The sequence below is a fragment of the Neptuniibacter sp. 2_MG-2023 genome (genome assembly GCF_030547495.1).
Classification (GTDB): Bacteria; Pseudomonadota; Gammaproteobacteria; order Pseudomonadales; family Balneatricaceae; genus Neptuniibacter.
Genome location: NZ_JAUOQC010000002.1, coordinates 51318 through 72689 on the forward strand (window position 1 = coordinate 51318; position 21372 = coordinate 72689).

The 21372-nt window shown below is 44.6% G+C and carries 16 protein-coding genes; 7 read left to right on the plus strand and 9 right to left on the minus strand.

Going from position 1 to position 21372, the window contains the following annotated elements; all coding sequences use genetic code 11:
* Nucleotides 1-41: 41 nt before the first annotated feature.
* From Q4486_RS02765 to atzF, 6 genes are all read left to right on the plus strand, one after another.
* Complete coding sequence (locus tag Q4486_RS02765) at nucleotides 42-872, plus strand: ABC transporter permease (RefSeq protein ID WP_303415519.1); 831 nt, start codon at nucleotides 42-44, stop codon at nucleotides 870-872.
* The gene (locus Q4486_RS02770) at nucleotides 865-1668 is read left to right on the plus strand and encodes an ABC transporter ATP-binding protein (RefSeq protein ID WP_303518168.1); all 804 of its coding nucleotides are present in this window, start codon (nucleotides 865-867) and stop codon (nucleotides 1666-1668) included. Before Q4486_RS02765 ends, Q4486_RS02770 begins: the two co-directional genes overlap by 8 nt.
* Before the next feature lie 9 nt (nucleotides 1669-1677).
* Entirely contained in the window at nucleotides 1678-2409 is a 732-nt protein-coding gene (locus tag Q4486_RS02775; RefSeq protein WP_303518170.1) for an urea amidolyase associated protein UAAP1, read from the plus strand.
* Between the two features lie 12 nt (nucleotides 2410-2421).
* Nucleotides 2422-3060 (plus strand): urea amidolyase associated protein UAAP2, encoded by a 639-nt coding sequence (locus Q4486_RS02780; RefSeq protein ID WP_067863480.1) that lies wholly within the window; start codon nucleotides 2422-2424, stop codon nucleotides 3058-3060.
* A gap of 120 nt (nucleotides 3061-3180) precedes the next feature.
* Entirely contained in the window at nucleotides 3181-6813 is a 3633-nt protein-coding gene (uca, locus tag Q4486_RS02785) for an urea carboxylase (protein WP_303518173.1), read from the plus strand.
* Entirely contained in the window at nucleotides 6810-8615 is a 1806-nt protein-coding gene (gene atzF, locus Q4486_RS02790) for an allophanate hydrolase (RefSeq protein WP_303518174.1), read from the plus strand. Before uca ends, atzF begins: the two co-directional genes overlap by 4 nt.
* A gap of 86 nt (nucleotides 8616-8701) precedes the next feature.
* Here the strand turns inward: atzF and Q4486_RS02795 are convergent, their stop codons facing one another.
* The 4 genes from Q4486_RS02795 to gcvP all read right to left on the minus strand — a co-directional run bounded on the left by Q4486_RS02795 (nucleotide 8702) and on the right by gcvP (nucleotide 14357).
* Nucleotides 8702-9649: a hypothetical protein gene (locus tag Q4486_RS02795; protein WP_303518176.1), complete on the minus strand. Its 948-nt coding sequence runs from the start codon at nucleotides 9647-9649 to the stop codon at nucleotides 8702-8704.
* Nucleotides 9650-9867: 218 nt separating this feature from the next.
* On the minus strand, nucleotides 9868-10722 hold the full coding sequence (locus Q4486_RS02800) for an EamA family transporter (protein ID WP_303415513.1): 855 nt from the start codon (nucleotides 10720-10722) through the stop codon (nucleotides 9868-9870).
* A 143-nt stretch (nucleotides 10723-10865) separates the two neighbouring features.
* Nucleotides 10866-11126, minus strand: a complete 261-nt coding sequence (locus Q4486_RS02805) for an HlyU family transcriptional regulator (protein WP_303518178.1) — start codon at nucleotides 11124-11126, stop codon at nucleotides 10866-10868.
* 327 nt (nucleotides 11127-11453) lie between these two features.
* Nucleotides 11454-14357: an aminomethyl-transferring glycine dehydrogenase gene (gene gcvP, locus Q4486_RS02810; protein WP_303518180.1), complete on the minus strand. Its 2904-nt coding sequence runs from the start codon at nucleotides 14355-14357 to the stop codon at nucleotides 11454-11456.
* A 277-nt stretch (nucleotides 14358-14634) separates the two neighbouring features.
* On the opposite strand from gcvP, the gene Q4486_RS02815 reads away from it, so the two are divergent.
* A complete protein-coding gene (locus Q4486_RS02815; protein WP_303518182.1) occupies nucleotides 14635-16620 on the plus strand; it encodes a TonB-dependent copper receptor in 1986 nt (661 codons plus the stop codon).
* Nucleotides 16621-16718: 98 nt separating this feature from the next.
* Here the strand turns inward: Q4486_RS02815 and Q4486_RS02820 are convergent, their stop codons facing one another.
* The 5 genes from Q4486_RS02820 to Q4486_RS02840 all read right to left on the minus strand — a co-directional run bounded on the left by Q4486_RS02820 (nucleotide 16719) and on the right by Q4486_RS02840 (nucleotide 21362).
* Entirely contained in the window at nucleotides 16719-17780 is a 1062-nt protein-coding gene (locus Q4486_RS02820) for a lipid A deacylase LpxR family protein (RefSeq protein WP_303518185.1), read from the minus strand.
* Nucleotides 17777-18304 (minus strand): disulfide bond formation protein B, encoded by a 528-nt coding sequence (locus Q4486_RS02825; protein ID WP_303415508.1) that lies wholly within the window; start codon nucleotides 18302-18304, stop codon nucleotides 17777-17779. The genes Q4486_RS02820 and Q4486_RS02825 overlap by 4 nt, the downstream gene beginning before the upstream one ends.
* A 79-nt stretch (nucleotides 18305-18383) precedes the next feature.
* Nucleotides 18384-18728 carry a YdbL family protein gene (locus Q4486_RS02830; RefSeq protein ID WP_303518187.1) on the minus strand — a complete coding sequence of 115 codons (345 nt, stop codon included), beginning with the start codon at nucleotides 18726-18728 and terminating at the stop codon, nucleotides 18384-18386.
* A gap of 13 nt (nucleotides 18729-18741) precedes the next feature.
* Nucleotides 18742-18942, minus strand: coding sequence for a YnbE family lipoprotein (locus Q4486_RS02835; RefSeq protein WP_368389426.1), 201 nt, complete (start codon nucleotides 18940-18942; stop codon nucleotides 18742-18744).
* A 47-nt stretch (nucleotides 18943-18989) separates the two neighbouring features.
* The gene (locus tag Q4486_RS02840) at nucleotides 18990-21362 is read right to left on the minus strand and encodes a YdbH domain-containing protein (RefSeq protein ID WP_303518190.1); all 2373 of its coding nucleotides are present in this window, start codon (nucleotides 21360-21362) and stop codon (nucleotides 18990-18992) included.
* Between the last annotated feature and the right edge of the window lie 10 nt (nucleotides 21363-21372).

The following is a 21372-nucleotide window of genomic DNA, read 5'->3' on the forward strand; positions in this document are numbered from 1 at the left end:
ATACATTAATTGCTTAATCCAATAGAGAACTGGAGCCTAGAATGACACGCCTTATAAACCGTCAACCCAGCCGCTATTCGCGGTTGGTACTTGGGTTGCTGCCCTTTATCATTCTGTTTGTCATATATCTTGTGACATCAGATGCACGATTGGCTGAAAACCCAAGTGATAAATTGCTCCCATCGATGGGAAGTTTCGCGGATGCGATTATTCGTATGGGGTTTGAGCCTAGTAAACGAACAGGTGAATATCTGTTGTGGCAAGATACTTTCGCCAGTTTACAACGGTTAGGTATCGCTGTTGGGTTAAGCGCTATGATCGGTTTAGTGATTGGCGTATTTAACGGCATGATTCCCTATATCCGATCTCCTTTATCGCCTCTAGTGACTGCATTATCACTGATTCCCCCCATGGCTATTTTACCGATCCTCTTTATCACATTTGGGTTAGGTGAGCTGTCCAAGGTGGTGTTGATTGTGATTGGCATAACGCCGGTGATTATTCGAGATATTCAGTTACGTACCGATGCGCTGCCATCAGAACAGTTGATTAAAGCGCAAACCTTAGGTGGCAATAGCTGGCAGATTATTCTTAGGGTGGTTTTACCACAGACGATGCCGCGTTTAATTGATGCGGTACGTCTGACCTTAGGGAGTGCTTGGCTCTTTCTTATTGCCGCTGAAGCGATTGCAGCGACAGAAGGGTTGGGTTACCGCATCTTCTTGGTACGACGCTACTTAGCCATGGATGTGATTTTGCCCTACGTTTTTTGGATTACAACACTCGCGTTTGCGATGGATTGGTCTTTAAAACGCATCTCTATATTAGCTTTCCCTTGGTACCACTCAGCGCAAGGAGCTCGCAATGACTAAAACTGAGCCCCCCATTATACAGATCAATAATCTGTGGAAAGAGTACGGCGATAACGTTGTGTTAGAGCGCGTAAACCTTAGTGTTCAAGCCGGCGAATTTGTCAGTATTGTCGGAGCCTCAGGGTGTGGGAAAACAACCTTTCTAAACCTGCTATTAGGCATTGAACAACCGAGCCAAGGCGAGATTCTACTGGACGGCGAACCTTTAGATCCTGAACCGAGTGTCGAACGTGGCATTGTCTTTCAGAAATACTCCGTCTTTCCCCATATGACGGCACTGGAAAATGTGATGTTAGGCCAAGAGTTTAGCGAAAGCTCTCTGAGCAGTCGCTTACTCGGTCGCTTATTTGGTTCGGCGCGCCGTGCTGCAAAAGCGGAAGCGCTGGATATTTTAGAAAAAGTAGGTTTAGGACCCGCCGCAGATAAATACCCTAGTGAACTATCAGGTGGGATGCAGCAGCGTTTAGCTATAGCTCAAGCGTTAATTCGTAAACCAAGAATTTTATTACTTGATGAGCCTTTTGGCGCTCTAGATCCTGGTATTCGTAAAGATATGCACAAGCTTACCCATAGTTTGTGGGAGGAACAGAAACTAACTGTTTTTATGATTACTCATGACCTAAGTGAAGGATTTGAGCTAGGGAGCCGCTTATGGGTGTTTGATAAAACTCGCCATGACCAACAGGCTCCAGAACGCTTTGGTGCCAATGTGACTTTTGATATTCCATTGAGTACAGGACAAGAAAACCCAGAACAACTCGCTAAATTACAGGCTGTTAAACCGAACGCAGCTTGAGGAGGAAATATGAACGAAGCAATCTTTACTGATCGTATACCGGGGGCCAGCCATTGGTCCTTGGTTGTACCTGCCGGTCATAGCTTAAAACTGACCGATTTAGAAGGTGGGGCGAATGTCAGTATGTTGTTTTATAACCCGCAAAATCTACTAGAACGCTATAACGCACCGGACTCACTTAAGTGCCAACACACGTTTAAATTAACCACAGGTAACTGCCTCTACTCTGATATGGGGCGGATCTTCTGCTCTATTGTACGTGATGATACTCAGTGGATTGATACAGTGGGTGGTGTGGCCAATAAAAGCAAAGTGGCCGAAAAGTGGGGCGCACGTGATTATCAGAAAGACCGTAATGCATGGTTGCAAAACGGTTATGACAGCTTGTTGGTAGAAGTCGCTAAATATGGTTTAGGTAAACGGGATTTAGCCGCGAATCTAAACCTTTTTAGTAAGGTCTTTACTGATGACGAAGGCAACTTAAGTTTTGCCGAAGAACACAGTAAAGCAGGCGACGTGATTGAACTACGTTTTGAGATAGACACTTTAGTGGTGTTTACAACCTGTCCCCATCCTATGAATCCTGCGGCTGAATACCCTAATCATCCTATTGAAGTAAGCATGTATAAAGCGGCGCCGTTGACGTCAGACGATACCTGTTTAAATCATCGTCCAGAAAATGCACGCGGATTTGAAAACAATCAGCGTTATTTAGCAACGCCTCATGCTTGTTCGCACTAAGGGAGAAATATCATGATTAAAGAGAGTTCATTAGCTGCTGAACAGGCGAGTCAACGGGAAACTATTGATGCCGGTGACTACTACATGAAAGTGGTTAAAGCGGGTCAGGTTTTGCGCATCTTGGATTTAGAGGGTAACCAAGCCGCAGATACCTTGTTTTACAACGCAGATGATCCTTCTGAGCGATACAGTGCAATAGATACGGTGCGAGAGCAGGGTAATGTTTACCTTACCGCAGGCAGTAAGCTGTTATCTAATGAAGGCAATCTAATGCTGGAAATTGTTGCTGATACCTGTGGTCGTCACGATACCTTAGGTGGTGCTTGCGCAACAGAAAGTAACACGGTCCGTTATGATCTAAATAAAAAATGCATGCATGCTTGCCGCGATAGTTGGTTATTAGCGGTTGCTGAAAATGAGCAGTTTGGCATGAGTAAACGTGACATTACTCACAACATTAACTTCTTTATGAATGTACCTGTGACAGCCGATGGCGGATTGAGCTTTGCGGACGGGATCAGTGGTGCTGGTAAGTATGTTGAGATGAAGGCTGCCATGGATGTGATTGTACTGATCTCCAACTGTCCACAATTGAATAACCCTTGTAATGCTTACAACCCAACGCCGGTCGAAGTACTGATTTGGGATTAGTTTTTCGCTTTGTGTAGAACAAAGTGCTGTCTACTTATTGGCAGATAAAATGGGCGGGGACGACCCCAATTAAGCCCTTAGAGTGTTGCTGGGACGACCCAGACATTCAGGTGAATACATATGTTTTCTAAAGTGCTAATTGCTAATCGTGGTGCCATTGCTTGTCGTATTATTCGCACACTTCGCAAAATGGGTGTTACTAGTGTTGCCATTTATAGTGAAGCAGATGCGGATAGCTTACATGTACTTCAAGCGGATGAGGCCTATTCCTTAGGTGAAGGGGCTGCCACCCAAACTTACCTTGATCAAGATAAAATTATCGCCATAGCTAAACAGAGCGGTGCTGAAGCAGTACACCCCGGTTATGGTTTTTTAAGTGAAAACCCAAATTTTGTTGCGCGCTGTGAAAGTGAAGAGATTACCTTTTTAGGGCCAACACCTGAACAGATGAATGACTTTGGTCTTAAGCATTCAGCTCGTGAGTTAGCCGAGCAAGCGAAAGTACCCCTTCTACCGGGTACAGGTCTATTAGATAGTTTAGAGCAGTCGTTAGAAGAAGCAGAGCGGGTTGGTTATCCTGTTATGTTGAAAAGCACAGCCGGTGGCGGCGGTATTGGTATGCAACGTTGTGATACTGCCCAAGAACTAACTGATGCGTACGACTCAGTGCGCCGCTTAAGTGAGAATAACTTCAGTAATAGTGGTTTATTTATTGAAAAATTTATCCAGCATGCACGCCATATAGAGGTTCAGATTTTTGGTGATGGCGCAGGAAATGTTGTAGCGCTAGGAGAGAGGGATTGTTCCGCTCAGCGTCGCAACCAAAAAGTGATTGAGGAAACGCCAGCACCTAATCTAAGTGATGAAACACGTACAGCGTTACAAAATACAGCGGTACGTTTAGCAGAGCAGGTTAACTACCGAAATGCAGGTACGGTTGAATTTGTACTGGATCAGACCACTGAGCGTTTCTACTTCCTTGAGGTCAATACACGCCTCCAGGTTGAGCACGGGGTAACAGAAGAGGTTTTTGGTGTCGACCTTGTTGAATGGATGGTGAAGCAGGGGGCTAATGAACTCGATCTTGTTAAAGAGGGAGCAGGATTAAGCCTTAAAGGTCATGCGATTCAGGTGCGTTTGTATGCTGAAGATGCAAATAAAGAGTTCCAACCTTGCGCCGGTTTATTAAGCCATGTGGAGTGGCCGGAGATCGACGGTCTACGAGTTGAACACTGGATTGAGGCAGGCGTCGAAGTCTCCCCATTTTTTGATCCTATGTTAGCAAAAGTGATCTTCCATGCGCCTACGCGTCAGCAAGCCTTAACGGGTTTAATGCAGGCGCTATCGGAATCAACGATTTATGGTATTGAGCATAATTTAGGTTATCTACATCAGCTATTAGGTAGCGAGGTTGTACAGAGCGGCCAAGTATTAACACGCTCTCTTAATGACTTTAATTATCAGCCGTTCACGTTTGATGTACTTAATGCCGGTACACAAACAACGATCCAAGATTACCCTGGTCGTGAAGGTTATTGGGATATTGGTGTACCACCTTCAGGTCCTATGGATTCTGTTAGTTTTAGGTTAGCAAATCAGCTGCTTAATAACCCTGTGGATGCCGCTGGGCTCGAGATTATTATTAGCGGGCCAACACTGCGCTTTAACCAAGCGACTCAAGTGGTGATTACGGGGGCTGAACTTGCTGCAACCTTAGAAGGTCAGGCGGTACCTATGGGCACCGTGCTAGCTATTAAAGCCGGTCAAACCTTAGCGTTGGGTGCGACAAAAGGAGATGGCGCGCGTGCTTACCTCGCGGTTGCCGGTGGTATTAAATGCCCTGATTATCTAGGCAGTAAATCGACCTTCACCTTAGGACAGTTTGGTGGGCATGCGGGTAGAGCGCTACGTTCTGGTGATGTACTCCAGCTTGATAGTCGTTTCCAAATCTCTGCTGAGGCCGGTGCACAAGTAAAATCTGCGCCTAAGTTAACAAATGATTGGCAGATTCGTGTTATTTACGGCCCTCATGGCGCACCGGACTTTTTCACAGATAAAGATATTTCTGAGTTTTTTGCCGCAGATTGGCAGGTTCATTTCAATTCGAGCCGCACTGGGGTTCGCCTGATTGGGCCTAAACCTGAATGGGCGAGAACTGATGGTGGTGAAGCAGGTCTGCATCCATCTAATATTCATGATAATGCGTATGCTGTAGGTACGATCGATTTTACCGGTGATATGCCAGTGATCTTAGGTCCTGATGGTCCAAGTTTAGGTGGTTTTGTTTGCCCTGCTACGATTATCAAAGCGGATCTGTGGAAGATGGGTCAGCTAAAAGCGGGTGATACTGTACGATTTTTACCTGTATCTATTGCCGATGCTGCCGATGCTGAACGTGAGCAGTTACAACAAGTATCCTCTGTTGCTATTCAGGAGAGTGAGCTGCCCCAAGCGGTTATCGACTCACCGATTGTTAAAGTGTTGCCTAAAGAAACCTATGGCGAAAACGTTGTTTATCGTCCAAGTGGTGAAGACTTTCTGCTGGTGGAGTACGGCCCGCAGCGTCTTGATATTAAATTACGCTTCCGTGTTCATGCATTAATGCTGAAACTCCAAGCGCTGAATATTACAGGCATTAAAGAGCTCACACCGGGTATTCGTTCGCTACAAGTACATTACGATAATTTACAGCTACCTATAGCCAAGCTGATTGAGCTGTTAGAGCACGCTGAAGCTGATCTGGGTGATATAGATAAGCTAACGGTGCCTGCACGTATAGTTTCGTTACCACTTTCTTGGGATGACGAAGCAACGCGCTTAGCGATTAAAAAATACGATGAAGTAGTACGTAAAGATGCCCCTTGGTGCCCTGACAATATTGAGTTTATCCGTCGAATTAATGGCTTAGATTCCGTCGAAGATGTTAAGAAAATTGTCTTTGATGCTAGCTACCTTGTGATGGGGTTAGGGGATGTGTATTTAGGTGCGCCGGTGGCAACACCTATGGATCCAAGACATCGCCTAGTCACGACAAAATACAACCCAGCACGTACATGGACACCGGAAAATGCGGTCGGCATTGGGGGGGCCTACATGTGTGTTTACGGTATGGAAGGGCCGGGTGGTTATCAGTTTATTGGTCGTACCTTACAGATGTGGAACCGCTACCGTAAAACTGAGGCGTTTACGCAGCCTTGGTTACTGCGCTTTTTTGATCAGATCCGTTTCTATGAGGTGAGTGCAGAGGAGCTGAAGGAGATTCGACGTGATCACCCTCGGGGTAAATACCCTGTCAAAATAGAGGAAACTGAGTTTTCCCTTGCTGAGTATCAAGCCTTACTTGATCAGCATCAGGATGAAATTCTGCAGTGTAAAGAGCGTCAACAAACTGCGTTTGAGGAGGAACGTCAACGCTGGGTTGAGAGCGGCCAAGCTAACTTTGAAGCAGATATGATGGTTGAGTCTCAAGGGCTTGATGAGCTGCTTAGCGAACATGAAACCGCAGTGGAAAGCCAAGTGGCAGGAAATATCTGGCAGGTCTTGGTAGAACCAGGTCAAAAGGTCAAAGTGGGTGAAGTCGTCATGATCTTAGAAGCAATGAAGATGGAATTAGAAGTGGTTGCATCTGAATCGGGCGTTATTAGTAGTATCAGCCAAGAAACGGGGGCTCAAGTTCACTCGGGTCAGCGACTTATGGTTATTAATACTCAAGTAGAAACATCAGTAATATCACAGGAGACGGGTGCTGTATGAATATGCCAATGACTGTTATCGAACTATTAGCTGCCTATGAATCAGAGCAGTGGTCACCTGCTGAGTACCTTACTCAAAAATTGGCTGAGGCCAGAGCTGATACACGTAACTGCTGGATAGAATCTATCTCGGATGAGCAGTTAAATGGATTTCTGAATAACCTAAAAGGTAAAACGATTAAAGAGCTACCTCTTTACGGAATACCTTTTGCGATCAAAGATAATATTGATCTTGCTGGGCTACCAACCACAGCGGGGTGTAAAGCCTATACCTATGAACCTGAATCCTCTGCTTATGTGGTTCAGGCTCTTATCAATGCGGGGGCTGTGCCTTTAGGTAAAACCAATTTGGATCAGTTTGCAACGGGACTTGTCGGTACGCGTAGCCCGTGGGGCGCGGTGAAAAATAGTTTTAATGATGAGTATATCTCCGGCGGTTCAAGTTCTGGTAGTGCTGTCACGGTGGCGACGGGTCAGGTCTGTTTCTCTTTAGGTACAGATACTGCAGGTTCTGGACGGGTTCCCGCCGCGTTTAATAATATCTTGGGGATGAAGGCAACTAAAGGCATGGTCAGCTGCACAGGCTTAGTACCGGCCTGTAAAACCCTAGATTGTATTACTATTTTTGCCCACACAACGGATGATCTTAATCTACTGTTGGATATCGCCGGCGAATATGATGAGACAGATTGCTATGCAAGGCCTAATGCAGCTTCTAACGATGCCTCAGCTTACCAACCTGAAAACGCGCTTAAAGGTCGTAAGATTGGTGTGCCAGCGCCTGAGCAGTTAGCATTTTTTGGTAATAAGAGTGCCGAAGCGCTGTTTAACGCATCGCTGGATAAACTGCGAGAGCAAGGTGTTGAACTGACCGAGATCGATTTTGATCCTTTTGCCCAAGCAGCACTGCTGCTCTATGAAGGCCCTTGGGTTGCTGAACGCTATGCCGCGATTGAGTCTTTCTTCGAGGAAGATTCAAGCCGTTGCCTGCCTGTAATAGAAACCATTATTGGCGGCGCTGCAGGGAAAACTGCGGTAGATGCGTTTAAGGCGATCTATCAATTGCAGGCTTATAAAGTGCAGTGTGATGCGATCTTATCTACTGTCGATGCAGTGGTGATCCCTACCGCGGGTACTATCTATACCATTGATGAAGTTAATGCAGATCCCATTAAGCTAAATTCAAATGTGGGTTACTACACTAACTTTATGAACCTGCTGGATTACACCGCTATTGCGTTACCTGCAGGTATACAAACATCTGGGTTGCCGTTTGGTATTACGCTTTTTGGTCCGGCATGGTCAGATAGAAAACTATTAAGTTTTGGTGGATCTTGGCAGCAAAGTTTAGGCTTACCTTTAGGTGCGACAAATACACCGCTCCCTAAGCTTTTACCTGCAGCGACAATACAAGAGGGCTGGGTAGAACTAGCTGTTTGTGGCGCACACCTTGAAGGCTTACCGCTGAATTTCCAACTGCAGGAGAGGGGGGCACGCCTAGTTCAAGCAACGCAAACATCTGCTAATTATAAGTTATACGCACTGGCGGGAGGCCCTCCCTTTCGTCCCGGTTTGATTCGGTCTGAAGGTGAGGGAAGCGCAATTGATGTGGAAGTGTGGACTATACCCCAAACGGAACTAGGTAGCTTTCTACAAGGGATTCCGCAACCGCTAGGTTTAGGCAAAGTGGAATTAGCGGATGGCCGTTGGGTGATAAGCTTTATCTGTGAAGGTTATGCGATCGAAACGGCTGAAGATATAACTCATCATGGTGGCTGGCGTAACTATATGCTTGCTAAATGAGCTGATAATCGATAGCTAAGCGTTAACGAAAATGACATGCCTAGTGCATGTCATTTTTTTATAAATCGATATTTGGGAGAGCTTATTTATTTTACGTGATATCTGAATAATACGAGGTTATCCAAAATAACATTGCTTGACCAAATAAATGAAGCGCCTGTCCCAGTAAATTTCTCACGGAAATTCATGTAGGCTTTTTTGTTATTAACACCGATCTCATCTTCCGTGAATTCTACGGATTTAGGCCAAGATAAATAGTTGTCGCTTGATTCCCAGTTTGATGGGATATCCCAATGCAATGAGTAGGTTTCAATATATTCATTGCGACCGCTGGTATCACAGGTTTTAGTCATACGTTGCTCGCCAACCTCTTCTACGCAGCTTAAGTCGTAAATTGGGGCTGTATAAAAGGTTTGGGCGGACCAGTCTGCATTGGTTTTAGTACCATCAGAGAAGCTTGCAATTAGCCCACCATCTCCAGGGAAAAAGCGTTTTCCGCGGTTATTCTCACTACCTAAACCTGAGTTTTCCTCCCAGTCGACAACTTTAATCGCAATGTTGTACGGCGTTTTAATTTTGAATCTTACAATATTGGAATTGAACGGTGTGAAAGGTACAGGATCAACACCAATGAGCTTGCCATTAATAAATAACTCAAAGTAATTATCAGCAAATATATAACCGGTAATGACCTCACCCTCTTGATCGACTTCAATGACGGGGACTGAAGATAGATCAACTTCAGCTAAGGAGCTGGGTACTACATTAGAGCACTCATCATAAAGATTGCTGGCAAATTTATCAGCTTCATATTGAACCTTAGCTGGTACCGTAAATGAGTGATCATTAATAGATTTTACACCTATAGGCGATAAACGAGATCGCCCATTCTCACAGCTAAATAAAGTTTGGGTTTTAACTTCAGCACCGCCTTTGATGACATGTGCTGCCCCTGAATATTCATTGCTGGCAGATATTGGGAAGCTTAATATGCTAAGTAATAAAAGTGATTTTATCGGTGTCTCAATCTTCATCGGGGGGGCCTTTACTTCAAAACGCTAATGGGGAATATCATATAGGAGATGGAGAGAGTGGAAAAATATTAATAGCGTTGTCTTTCTTTTTTTGTGAATAGGCTGATCTTAAACAATAATCGCTCACTCTGTGTTTTAGCTAAGCTTGATTGGCTTCCGATTGACTCACTATAATTTTTTCTTAGCTTGATGCTTTAAAGTATCAATGCCATTGGGTACTAAGCACCCCAATAAAGTAAGACTAAACCCGCACTAACAATAATGGCGCCGAGCAGTCGTTTCTGCCAATGATCCTTTTCATGGAAAACAAAGATAGAGAACAGAACCGCCAATATGATGCCCGCATTAGTAAAGGATACAACATGGGCCGCAGGCATTAAGCCCATGGCTCTCACCACGAGCGCATAAGAGGTGCCTATACAGCAGCCACCTAAAATTATATAAAACAGTGAAGGGCGTTCTGCCGGTACCCACCGCTTACTTTCACGATGTTGAATCAGCGTTAAGCCAATAAATGCGCATAAATAACCAATAGTGATAAAACCTAATTGTTCGGCAAAACCGGGAATATAAGCGACCGCCACTTTATCGCTTAACGAGTAAATACTAGTTCCAAGCGCCGCAGCAAATGTCCAAGGCAGTGCTTTTTTTGTATCTCCAACCTTAGAGGACGATCCCACAACCCAAAGTCCTACAACGCTTACCAAAATAGCAAACAGCTCAAATGGACTAAAGCTGTTGCCAAAGAATAGGAAAGACCATAAAGCAATTAATAAAGGTGAGCTACGCGCCAGTGGGTAAACTAAAGAGACAGGCGCATAGTGGTAGGCGCGCCGTAAAGAGACGAAGTAGAAAATATTAGCGCATGCAGTTACCGCCATAGCGGCGACTAAAGGCCATTCCCATTGAGCATTGAGAATAAGATGCCAAAGTGCAAAAGGTCCCAGTATGACGCAGTGGGAAAGTAGCCCCCACCAGAGGTAATTTGCGCGTGAATTAACGTGGCGTGCCAGCAAGTTCCAAGTCACATGCATAATGACCGACAGCCCGATTAACACATAAGGGTTATCCATTATTCCCAAAACCTATCCCTTCGATATAATATTTTTTATTTTTGACAGTATCATCCCCCTAGTATTTTCAGCAATAGGCAAAAGTGACAGAATCATTTTGCTCCCACGCAGAGCATGGGAACGAGGAGGAAAGCTTTTAGTGCTTAATGGGCGAAGATCTTATCGCCTTTTTGATCAATGAGGCTTTTCGCTTTTTGATGCGTCAGTGTTATACAGTTTTGCTTATCCGCAACACGGTCAATTAAGGTATAGCTACGGTGCTTATCTTTTTTGCTGATGACTGCATGCAACCGATAACGCCCAAACTCCTCTTCGGGAAGCGCAGCAATGGTGTAGCCTTTATAACGAATGGCGCCATCCGGCAGAGGTGAAAACAGAGATTTAATTGACCCAAGTAGACTCATAACGATGCTCCTATATTTTATTGTTTTCGACACTATGAGCATTGTTAGAGAAAAGTGGAATAACCTCAGTACCAAATGACTACTTTTTATACAATTGGATATAGACTTAAGTTGCAGTGTTTCTGTCTCGTATCTCGTTACCACGCTCGGCGTGGTAATTAACAACAATGCTTCCTGATAACATATTTACTTGCTCTAAACGAAAAATGGGCCGTCAGGCCCATTTTTTAATTTCAACGCCATTGTAAACATTTTCCTAATTTATCCGGAGATGTTTTCACAATCTTTATTGAAATTCACAATCTTTATTGTAAACCGACAGATAAATTACCCTTCAGCGTAATCCTCTACCGGAAGGCATGAGCAAAATAGGTTGCGGTCGCCGTATACGTTGTCGATACGGTTAACGGTTGGCCAGATTTTGCTGTCTTTTAGGCGTTTAACAGGGAAGGCGGCTTGAGCCACGCTGTATGGGCGATCCCAGTTTGGGTCGATAAGATCTTCCAGTGTATGAGGCGCATGTTTTAGCGGGTTATTCTCCGCGTCCATTGTGCCATCTTGCACTTGGCTGATCTCTTCGCGAATGGTGACCATTGCTTCGATAAAACGATCCAACTCTGCTTTAGATTCAGATTCGGTTGGCTCGATCATTAAAGTGCCTGCCACAGGGAACGACATAGTTGGGGCATGGAAACCAAAGTCCATTAGACGCTTAGATACATCTTCCTCAGTGATACCTGATAGCTCTTTTAGCGGGCGTATATCAATGATGCACTCGTGGGCAACACGATCATTACGGCCTGCGTAAAGAACAGGGTAGTGCTTGCCTAGTTTCTTCGCTAAGTAGTTAGCGTTTAGGATGGCATTTTCCGTAGCTGCACGAAGGCCGGTGCCGCCCATTAAGGCGATATAGACCCAAGAGATTGGTAAAATTGATGCGCTACCCCAAGGGGCTGCGGAGACTGCGCCATTTTCAGGGTTTGGCCCTTCAATCGGTTGTACTGGGTGGTTGGCAACAAAGGGTGCTAGGTGCGCTTTAACACCGATAGGTCCCATACCTGGGCCACCGCCGCCATGAGGAATACAGAAGGTTTTGTGTAGGTTCATATGGGATACATCGGCACCAATCGCTGCGGGCTGGCTGATCGCCACCTGTGCGTTTAGGTTAGCGCCGTCCATGTACACTTGTCCGCCGTTCTCATGGATGATGTCGCATATCTCACAAATACTTTCCTCATATACACCGTGTGTAGATGGGTAGGTAATCATTAGGCAGGCAAGGTCATCTTTATGTTGTTCCGCTTTAGCGCGCATATCCGCAACATCAACGTTACCTTTATCATCACAGCTAACCAGCACGACTTTCATATCAGCCAGGGCTGCAGACGCAGGGTTGGTACCGTGGGCAGAGGTTGGGATTAGGCAGATATTGCGGTGGTGATCGCCATTTGATTGGTGGAATTTACGGATAGCCAGTAGGCCGGTATATTCCCCTTGAGCGCCGGAGTTAGGCTGCATGCAGATGGCATCAAACCCTGTGATCGCTTTTAGCTGATCTTCCAGTTCATCAATCAGTTGTTTATAGCCCTGTGCTTGATCAATCGGTGCAAAGGGGTGTAGTTGACCAAATTCAGGCCAAGTCACTGGGATCATCTCTGCGGTTGCGTTGAGTTTCATGGTGCATGAACCTAACGCGATCATGCTGTGCGTGAGGGAGATATCTTTGTTTTCCAGTTTCTTAAGGTAGCGCAGCATCTCAGTTTCACTGTGATAGCTGTTGAAAACGGGGTGCTGAAGGATCGCTGATTCACGTACCAGCGCAGCAGGTATAGAGTTAGAACCCTTGGCTGTTAGGTCGGCATCTATCGCTTCAATATCAAGCCCATGGCCTTCACCTAAAATGCAGTTCCATAAGGTATTGATAATTTCACGGTTCGTGCATTCGTCACAGGTCATGCCTAATTGCGTGTCGCTAACCTTGCGTAGGTTAATACCTGCATCAAGGGCTGCTTGATAGACCGTTTCTGCGTTGTCTACTTCCAGTGTAAGGGTATCAAACCAGCTGTTATTTAGCAGCTTAACGCCTTTGGACTGTAGGCCTTTTGCGAGGATATCGGTTAGACGGTGGATACGGCTTGCAATGGTTTTAAGACCGTCTGGGCCGTGGTAAACCGCGTAAAACGAGGCCATATTGGCCAGCAGTACTTGCGCAGTACAGATATTTGACGTGGCTTTCTCGCGGCGAATATGTTGTTCACGGGTTTGCATCGCCATACGTAGGGCTTTATTACCGCGGGCATCGATAGAAACACCGATAATACGGCCGGGTACAGAACGTTTGTAAGCATCACGGGTTGCAAAGTAAGCCGCATGTGGGCCACCGTATCCCATAGGTACACCAAAACGTTGAGCACAACCAAATACCACGTCAGCACCAAGTTCGCCGGGTGATTTAAGTAGGACTAAGCTCATGATGTCTGCCGCTGCACAGAACAGCGCTTTCTTCGCGTGTACTTTTTCAACCAGTTCTGCGTAGTCGTTGATGTCGCCTGTTGTGCCAGGGTACTGAACTAATACACCAAAAAATTCATGTTGATCGACCAGTTCAGCTACATCACCTACAACTACGTCATAACCGAGTGGTTCGGCGCGGGTTTGTATAACGCTGATATTTTGTGGGTGTACGTTTTTGTCAACGAGGAAGGTATTTGCCTTTTTCGCTTTTGACATACGTTTACACAGTGTCATCGCTTCAGCGGCCGCGGTTGCTTCATCAAGCAGAGAGGCGTTTGCTAGATCTAAACCGGTAAGGTCAAGAATCATGGTTTGGAAGTTAAGAATCGCCTCTAAACGGCCTTGGGATACTTCCGGTTGGTAGGGGGTATAGGCTGTATACCAACCCGGATTTTCCAATACATTACGTAAAATTACATTAGGCACGATGGTATCGGTGTAACCCATACCTATCATTGATGTGTGGATCTTATTCTTTTGGGCAACGGATTTAAGGTAAGCCAGAACTTCATCTTCGGTACGGCTATCATCAAGTGCGATCGGGGACGTTACTTTGATCGACTCGGGAACGGTCTGCTCTATTAACTGATCAAGGTCAGCTACACCCAGTTCGTCCAGCATAGCCTTTTGTTCTGCGGCAGAGGGGCCAATATGACGTGCGATGAACGCATCTTTTTGCTCCAGCGTAGATAGTGGAGTCTGATTCTGTAACGGCATCTTTTAATTACCTGTAATCAGTTGCTTATTTATTTAGAAAAAAGTGCTCAAAATTTGGGCTAATCATACCTGTTTTTTTCTATGCTTGTGAGAGGTAAACGACAAAAGTTTACTTTAGGAAACTTTTTTCTCTTATTCGGAACATTTCGGAATATTGTTGTTAAGGTCAATTTACGGCTTAAGTCTGCGACACTGTGTCACATCCCTTTTTTGACTCTGTTCTATTAGAATTCGCGCAATTTAGTTGTTTCTAATGAAAGTTTATTAAGGTGAACCTGTGAAAAAGAAAATTATATCGTTGATGGTGGCAGCGTCTGTCTCCCAATTGGCTCAGGCGGGCCATGAGTCTGATCAAAATATGGTTATTGAGATTAACCAAGGTTTACCTTCATTAGAGACAACGGTTAGTAAGTCTACTTCAGGTGTTAAAGCTTCGCCTGTATCCGATGGTGGTGAGCTACTACAAAGTATTACCGGTGTGTCGGCTGTGCGTATGGGCGGGCGAGCATTAGATCCAGTGATTCGTGGTCAGAAAGAAACTCAGTTAAATATTTTATTGGACGGTGGTTATATTCATGGTGGCTGTCCAAACCGTATGGATCCGCCAACCGCTTATACCTCCGTTGATAGTTATGATCGTGTAACGGTAATAAAAGGTAACCGCACTGTGATTTATGGTGGCGGTGGTTCAGGCGGTACGGTTTTGTTTGAACGTGATTGGCCGATGATTGATGAGAAAGGTTATAACGCGGATATTTCAGGTAGCTATCGTGGAAATGGTGAGCAGTGGGAGCTAGGTGCAGATATTAAGGCGGGTAATGATGATGGTTATATCCGCTTTATTGCTCATGAAGGTGAATCTGAAAATTATGAGGATGGTGCGGGTAACGAAGTTGAGTCTAAATATGACAGCCAATCAAATGCGATTTTGGCGGGAATTCGTTTAGGTGAAAATACAACGTTACAAGCGAGCTTTGAAAAAGTTGATGAGGAAGATGTACTTTTCCCCGGCGCACAGATGGATAGTCCTTATGCCGATGCGGAAAATTCGCGTATCAAACTTGAGCATCAATTTACGCAAGGGGCATTGCGTCAATTAAAAGTAGAAGCGTATAAATCGGATGTTATCCATTTAATGGAAAACAGTATGATGGGTGTACCATCAAGTTCTGATACAGAGGGTATGCGTATTGTTTTAGATGCGAATGCCGCTGATATTGATTGGACCTTTGGTGCAGATATTCAAAACAATGACCGTACCGCAGTTGGCTATATGAAGATGAACGGTATGGCTGCGTTTAGTCAGTGGCCGGGTGTCTCTATTGATCAAACGGGTTTGTTTGTTGAGGGCGAAAAAGCCCTAACCCGTGATGATGTGCTCAAAGCTGGTGTACGTTATGACCGCGTAGAAGCATCAGCTTCTAGAGCTGGTGAAACCTTTGGTATGACGACGCCTGCGTCTCAGTATACTGCGATAAATGGTACGACTGAGATCGATAGTAATGAAAATAATGTAGGTGGTTTTGCTTCTTGGACGCATCGTTTAAATGAGCAATATACTATTGAAACAACGTTCTCTCGTAGTGTTCGTACAGCTGATGCAACAGAACGTTATATTGCTAAAACCAGTGGTACGCCTTGGATCGGTAATCCTCAGCTAGACCCTGAAAAACACCACCAATTAGAAGCAGTATTGGCCAGTGATCAAGGTGATTTGAACTGGACATTAACGGGTTGGTATAACCGTGTTGATGATTATATTTTACGGTTTAAATCAGGCGGTACTGAACAGTATAAAAACGTTGATGCTACCTTGTACGGGTTGGAAGCCGGGCTCTCATACAAACTAACAGATACACTAGAGTTTGGGTCTTCTCTTGCTTGGTTGGAAGGTGAAAATACAACCGATGACACAAACCTATCGCGCATCTCTCCACTTGAGTTGAACACATCACTTAATTACCAGAAGCAGCAGTGGAAAGCGGGTGTTGAATGGAAGCTAGTCGCTCAGCAAAATGATGTGTGTTTAAGTAGCGATGCTTGTGGTGGACAGGACGTACGTAAAACACCCGGTTATGGGCTCGTTAATTTGCACGGAGAGTATACGGCCAGCAATGGTTTTGTGGTTGCTATGGGTGTAGATAACCTGTTTGATAAGGACTATACATTGCATGAAAGCCGTGATTATCTGCTAGATACTGATCCTGTACAGGTTGCTGAGCTGGGTCAAAATATCTGGGTTAAAGTTAGCGCTCATTTCTAATTAGTCTAACTAGACGCTGCAATATACTGGATCAGGTCGTTGGTATTTACGAGCTGATCCAGCCTCTCTCCTTTATCTATTTTGCCTGTGACTTCGCGCTATATACTGTATGAGTAGCTTAGGCTGAGTGAGCCAAAAGAGTGCCCCTCATCTTGTGCTTTAAATTCTCGACTGCGATGCACCTGCGCAAATGAAATTTTCCAGCCATGGTAAAGAGCTGCAATACCGAAGGCTGTTTCACCGACAAGGTTTTCTTTGTCTATAGAGTGACTATCGCGGAAGGTGTTTCCATCTAAGAAAATATCTTGGACTACCCAACGGCCATCCATAGATATAAAAGCATGTACCCCGAGGTTATGATTACGGCTGCCTCGCTGATAACGTCCATCGCCTAACCCCGGCGCGCTATTATCACCGCCGCTACGTAAGGCCGATGTGCCAAAATCTTGTGGCAAGTTCCAACCAAATCTTAGTTCAGCACCGGCATTGAGGTAGGTTGCAACATTACCTAAGCTGCCACCGCCATGGATGATAGTATCGTATTCAAAAAAAGGGGAAAGTTGCCCTTTTACTATACGATTTTTGTGTTCGTAGACTAACTGAAAGCCGGGTTCGTTCTTGAGCTGATTATCCCAGCCTTTAAATTTTTCAAAGCCGCGAATGTCATGGATAAAGTCTTGTGCTTCTTGTCCTAAGGCGAGAGGACCGACAATACCTAAATTAAGCTCAGCCGTATTCATCCTGTTTTTTGTTCGGCTATGGTAAGCCAAACCACCATATAACCAAGCGGCATAAGGGCGATCATTAGGGTCAACACTGGTACGATCAATATCTTGGGGTGTATATATCTGCTGCCCAACGCTAATAACCACGTTGCGTTGTAGTTGATTGGACGTTTTATCGCTTGGGTCAAATAGAGGAAGGTATGGGGTGATACCTCTGACCCAACTAGGAAGCCTCTCATCATTGAGATAATCATTCACATTAGGTGAAACCCAAGAGGCCCGTACACCATTAGTGTAGTCTTGATCGGTTTCAGCAAATAGATCATTTTCAAAATATAGATTTAAGGTCCAAGGCGCCTTGGATTCTGCTAAAGCTGCCTGCGTTGTGAGTAATAAAAAACAGGTAGCAGATGCCACGCGTGGAGTAAGTGTCACAGAAATAGCCCTTTGTTTTTTGTACGGCGGGTTAGAATCTTCCAACTGATCACAAAAAGTGCGACAAATAAGATTAAGCATTGTTCGGCCGTCCCTAAGCCAATAAGGCTTATCTGTTCCACGGGACATTGGATCGCTGCATTGATCAGTTCTGCTAGTTTACCATTAATCGATTTTTGTTCACTTAAAAGTAGTTCTATAGGCTGTTCGCAGGTGGCTGGGCTCAAGGTTGAGCTAATGGAGTGTTTCCATAAATGGTAGCTGGCTAAGGTTATGCCTGTAGCAGATAGCAGGGTATTAAGTGTTCCATAAAACCGCTGTCCGAAGGTCTGTGGATTGTGAATTAAAGCCATAAAGAAGAGTAGGGCGTTGATTAAAACTAAGAGCTTTGAAATAGACACCAGTGGGCTGCTGGTATGGGTTATAGGGTCTTGTAGGCTATAGATCGCATAGATAACGGCGGTTAAGCATAATATAAAGCCTAAGAAGTTAAAGCGGCGATAGATGGGGTCTGTAGTACTCATCTTACTCTCTTTAAGTGTTCTACGAACAAGAGCATCTTATATAGAGCGGTTCTTGTTCGTAGAGGTGTAGATACGCCGGTTATTTCTTTTGCCAATTACCGTTTTGAAGCTGGATATATTGTCCAGCAGGTGTACGTTGCTGTAGACGTTGCCCCATACGGATTTCAAAAACGGATCTTTCTACGCCCGCTTTAGCTGCACGTTTTGTATAGGCTTCGCGGCGTTTATTGTTGATATTATCGACGAGGCTACGTAGGCCAGCAGAGGGTGTGGAGGTAACAACACCAATATATCCGTTGCTTCTCTCCCCGATCAACCCCTGTGATTTGGCGTCATCCATAGAAATCGCCCAAACGGGTGTCGCTATAATTGAGAGCATGAGTGCGAATAGCGCTATAAAATTACGTAGGTTTAACTGTTTCATCACTTAAGCTCCCTTAAAAAATATCGCTGTTTTCAGATAGAAGATCATCAATCTCTCGATCAACTTTAACAAGAATTTCATGTTCTATCTTAACATTAAGATTAATTGTGATGGGTTCGCTAGGAACGGCGACTTCAACACGGGGTGAACATCCGCTAACACCAGCTAACGCAATCAAAAGCGCCATGGGTGGAAGTAAAGAAGTTAGTTTCATGATCGTTCCTCAATAGTAGCTTACTTATAACTTAAGTCTTAATTGCCTTAACGATAACGCTTCTCAATTGTTCTCGTCAATTTATCTGCGAATTGAAGTGTTTTAAGTAGTTTGGGAATGTTTTCCTCAACGTTAATGGTAAAGTCGATGGGGTGGCCGTTATGCCAATCTGGATTACTACCTTTTAGGCGAGTTGTTAGTAACGCAGTGCCATCGGGTTCATAATTAAGTTGAATATTTAATAACTCAAAGTGGAAGTTTTCTAAAGCGTCTATTGCTGTTTTTAGACCAACGTTAGTGGCTGCGTAAGCTGCAACCGAAGCGCTTGGTGAAAATATTATTTTCCCTCCAGGCGCTAAACTAAGTAGCTTGCCATTATTGACGCTTATTTCGCCATCTTTGTAACGTAAGGGAAAACTACCAGAGAGTTTTCCTTCTCCTGATAATCCCTGTTGCTGTTCAAGTTTAAGTACTTCGCCCAAATCAAGCTGTTCAATATCAAGTTGTGTTGCTAGGTCTGGGTTTAACGGATCAAACTCCAGATCCTTTACTTTTATACGTCCACCGAGTATTTCAGCGGTAAGCGTTTTTAAAGAGACGAGATCACGCCTTTTGCTACGCTCTTGCGTGTAGCTGTAATTTGTACTGACCTTTGTGATCTCAATGCCATTTGTAACCTTTCCTAGCTTAATGTTGCCTGTATCAGTTAAGCGTCCAGAGGGGGTAAGTGCTGTTTTGGAATCCAGATCTAGTTGTTCAATAAGTGATTCGCCCCAGCCAATTGTCGCTGTTCGGATGCTCGTGTTGGCATTGATTGATAGTTGGTTGTTTTTAAATTGACCACTACCCTTATGAAAAAGGCTGCCTGCTTTAAGGCTAAGTTCTGCTGGTATAGTGAAATATTTCCGCAGGGGCGTGTCGACTGTCGCTAAGCTGATAGGTTTAATTTCCCAGTTAAAGCGGCTGTTGAACGTTGTTATATCTGTTGCTGTTGTACCATTTATGACGACAGGTAAGTCTGGTGAGCTGAGTGTGTAGTTATGACTGAGTTGTTGTTTGCTTAGTTTGAATTCGGTTGACAGATTGATTAGCGGTTGCTGCTTTTTTTGTAGTTGTATATCGACCTTTTGAAGTTCTGCATGGCCTTGTAGATCTCCCTGCATTACGTCTAGTTTCTGCAGATTTAAATTAAGCTCCAGCGGCGCTATAGCTATATCAGGTAAGTTTATCGACGTGGTATTGATCTTGAGTTTCAACGGTTGTATTTGTGGCGATAGGGGAGCTTTCAATGTTTCTTTTGCAAGGTTTAAATCTACATCAACTGTATTTTGAAACTGGATGTTGAGCTTTTGAATAGGCTGGCTTAAGGCCGCATGATTGATATTGAGCAGGGTGAGCGTGCTTGTTTTATCGATGGATGCCTTTAAGTGACTGAGCGAAAAATTTATATGCCCATTAAGTTCAGCTTTCGCTTGCTCGATCTCTGGTGTCGGGTTAACAACGCTTAGGTTCGCATTTATCTGTTGCTGCGTTTGTATACTGCCTAGAAGGGCGTCAGGGGTGAACTGGGTGCGTAGTGGGAAGTTGGTAATTCCTTGGGTTTTAAGTTGACCATTGATTATTAAAGGGTTCTCTGCGCTACGCTGTTTAGCAATGGTGCTGGTTAGTGTGGGGAATAGTTTGTTTTTCCAGCGCTGTAATCCCGCGACATCTATATGCTGGGTTGAATTCAATTGGAGTTGGTCGGTATAAGAAAGTGCGCCATCTATAGTGATAAATGGATTATCATTTTCCAGAAGCCGTAGGTAAAAATGGTTATCGTAACCGAGTTTTAGATCGCCCCAGCCTAGGTTTTTATTGTTGCGGTAGTGCTTTACGCGGCTATAGAGTTCTTCGCCATCAAAAAGTAGCGCACCGCTAAAACGCCAATCAGCCGTATCGGAGGGGTAATCTAGGTTGAGATTAAGCTCGCCAACTTGGATAAGATCTACAGGTATTTTTTTGAACCATTGCTGAGGTAGACGATTACTTAAATCGATAAGGTCGTTGCTCTCTTCTGTTTCAATACTGTCCGTTAAATAGGTGATGGTAATATCCGATTTTGGCAGTTGGATTAAGCTAAGGCGCTGACGTAGATACAGATCGACAGGGTTAAAACGCAGTAGGATATTTTCTGTTGAAAGGGTGATCTGTTTGCCGGTTTGGTTTTTTTGCAATTTGAGCTTTTCTATTCGCAGTGAATCCCAGCTTGGAGGCTCCATAACTAACTCAACATGGGAAAACTCTTGCTTTTGTAACCAGTGTTCAAGCCCTTTTTGGGCAAGTATCGGCGAAAGAAAGTATAGAGCGATGGGCAGAAGTAAAAGAAATGTCAGACTAGAAGACAGTAGCCACCAAAATAGCTTAGCGCGCTTTCGCATACCGCCTCCA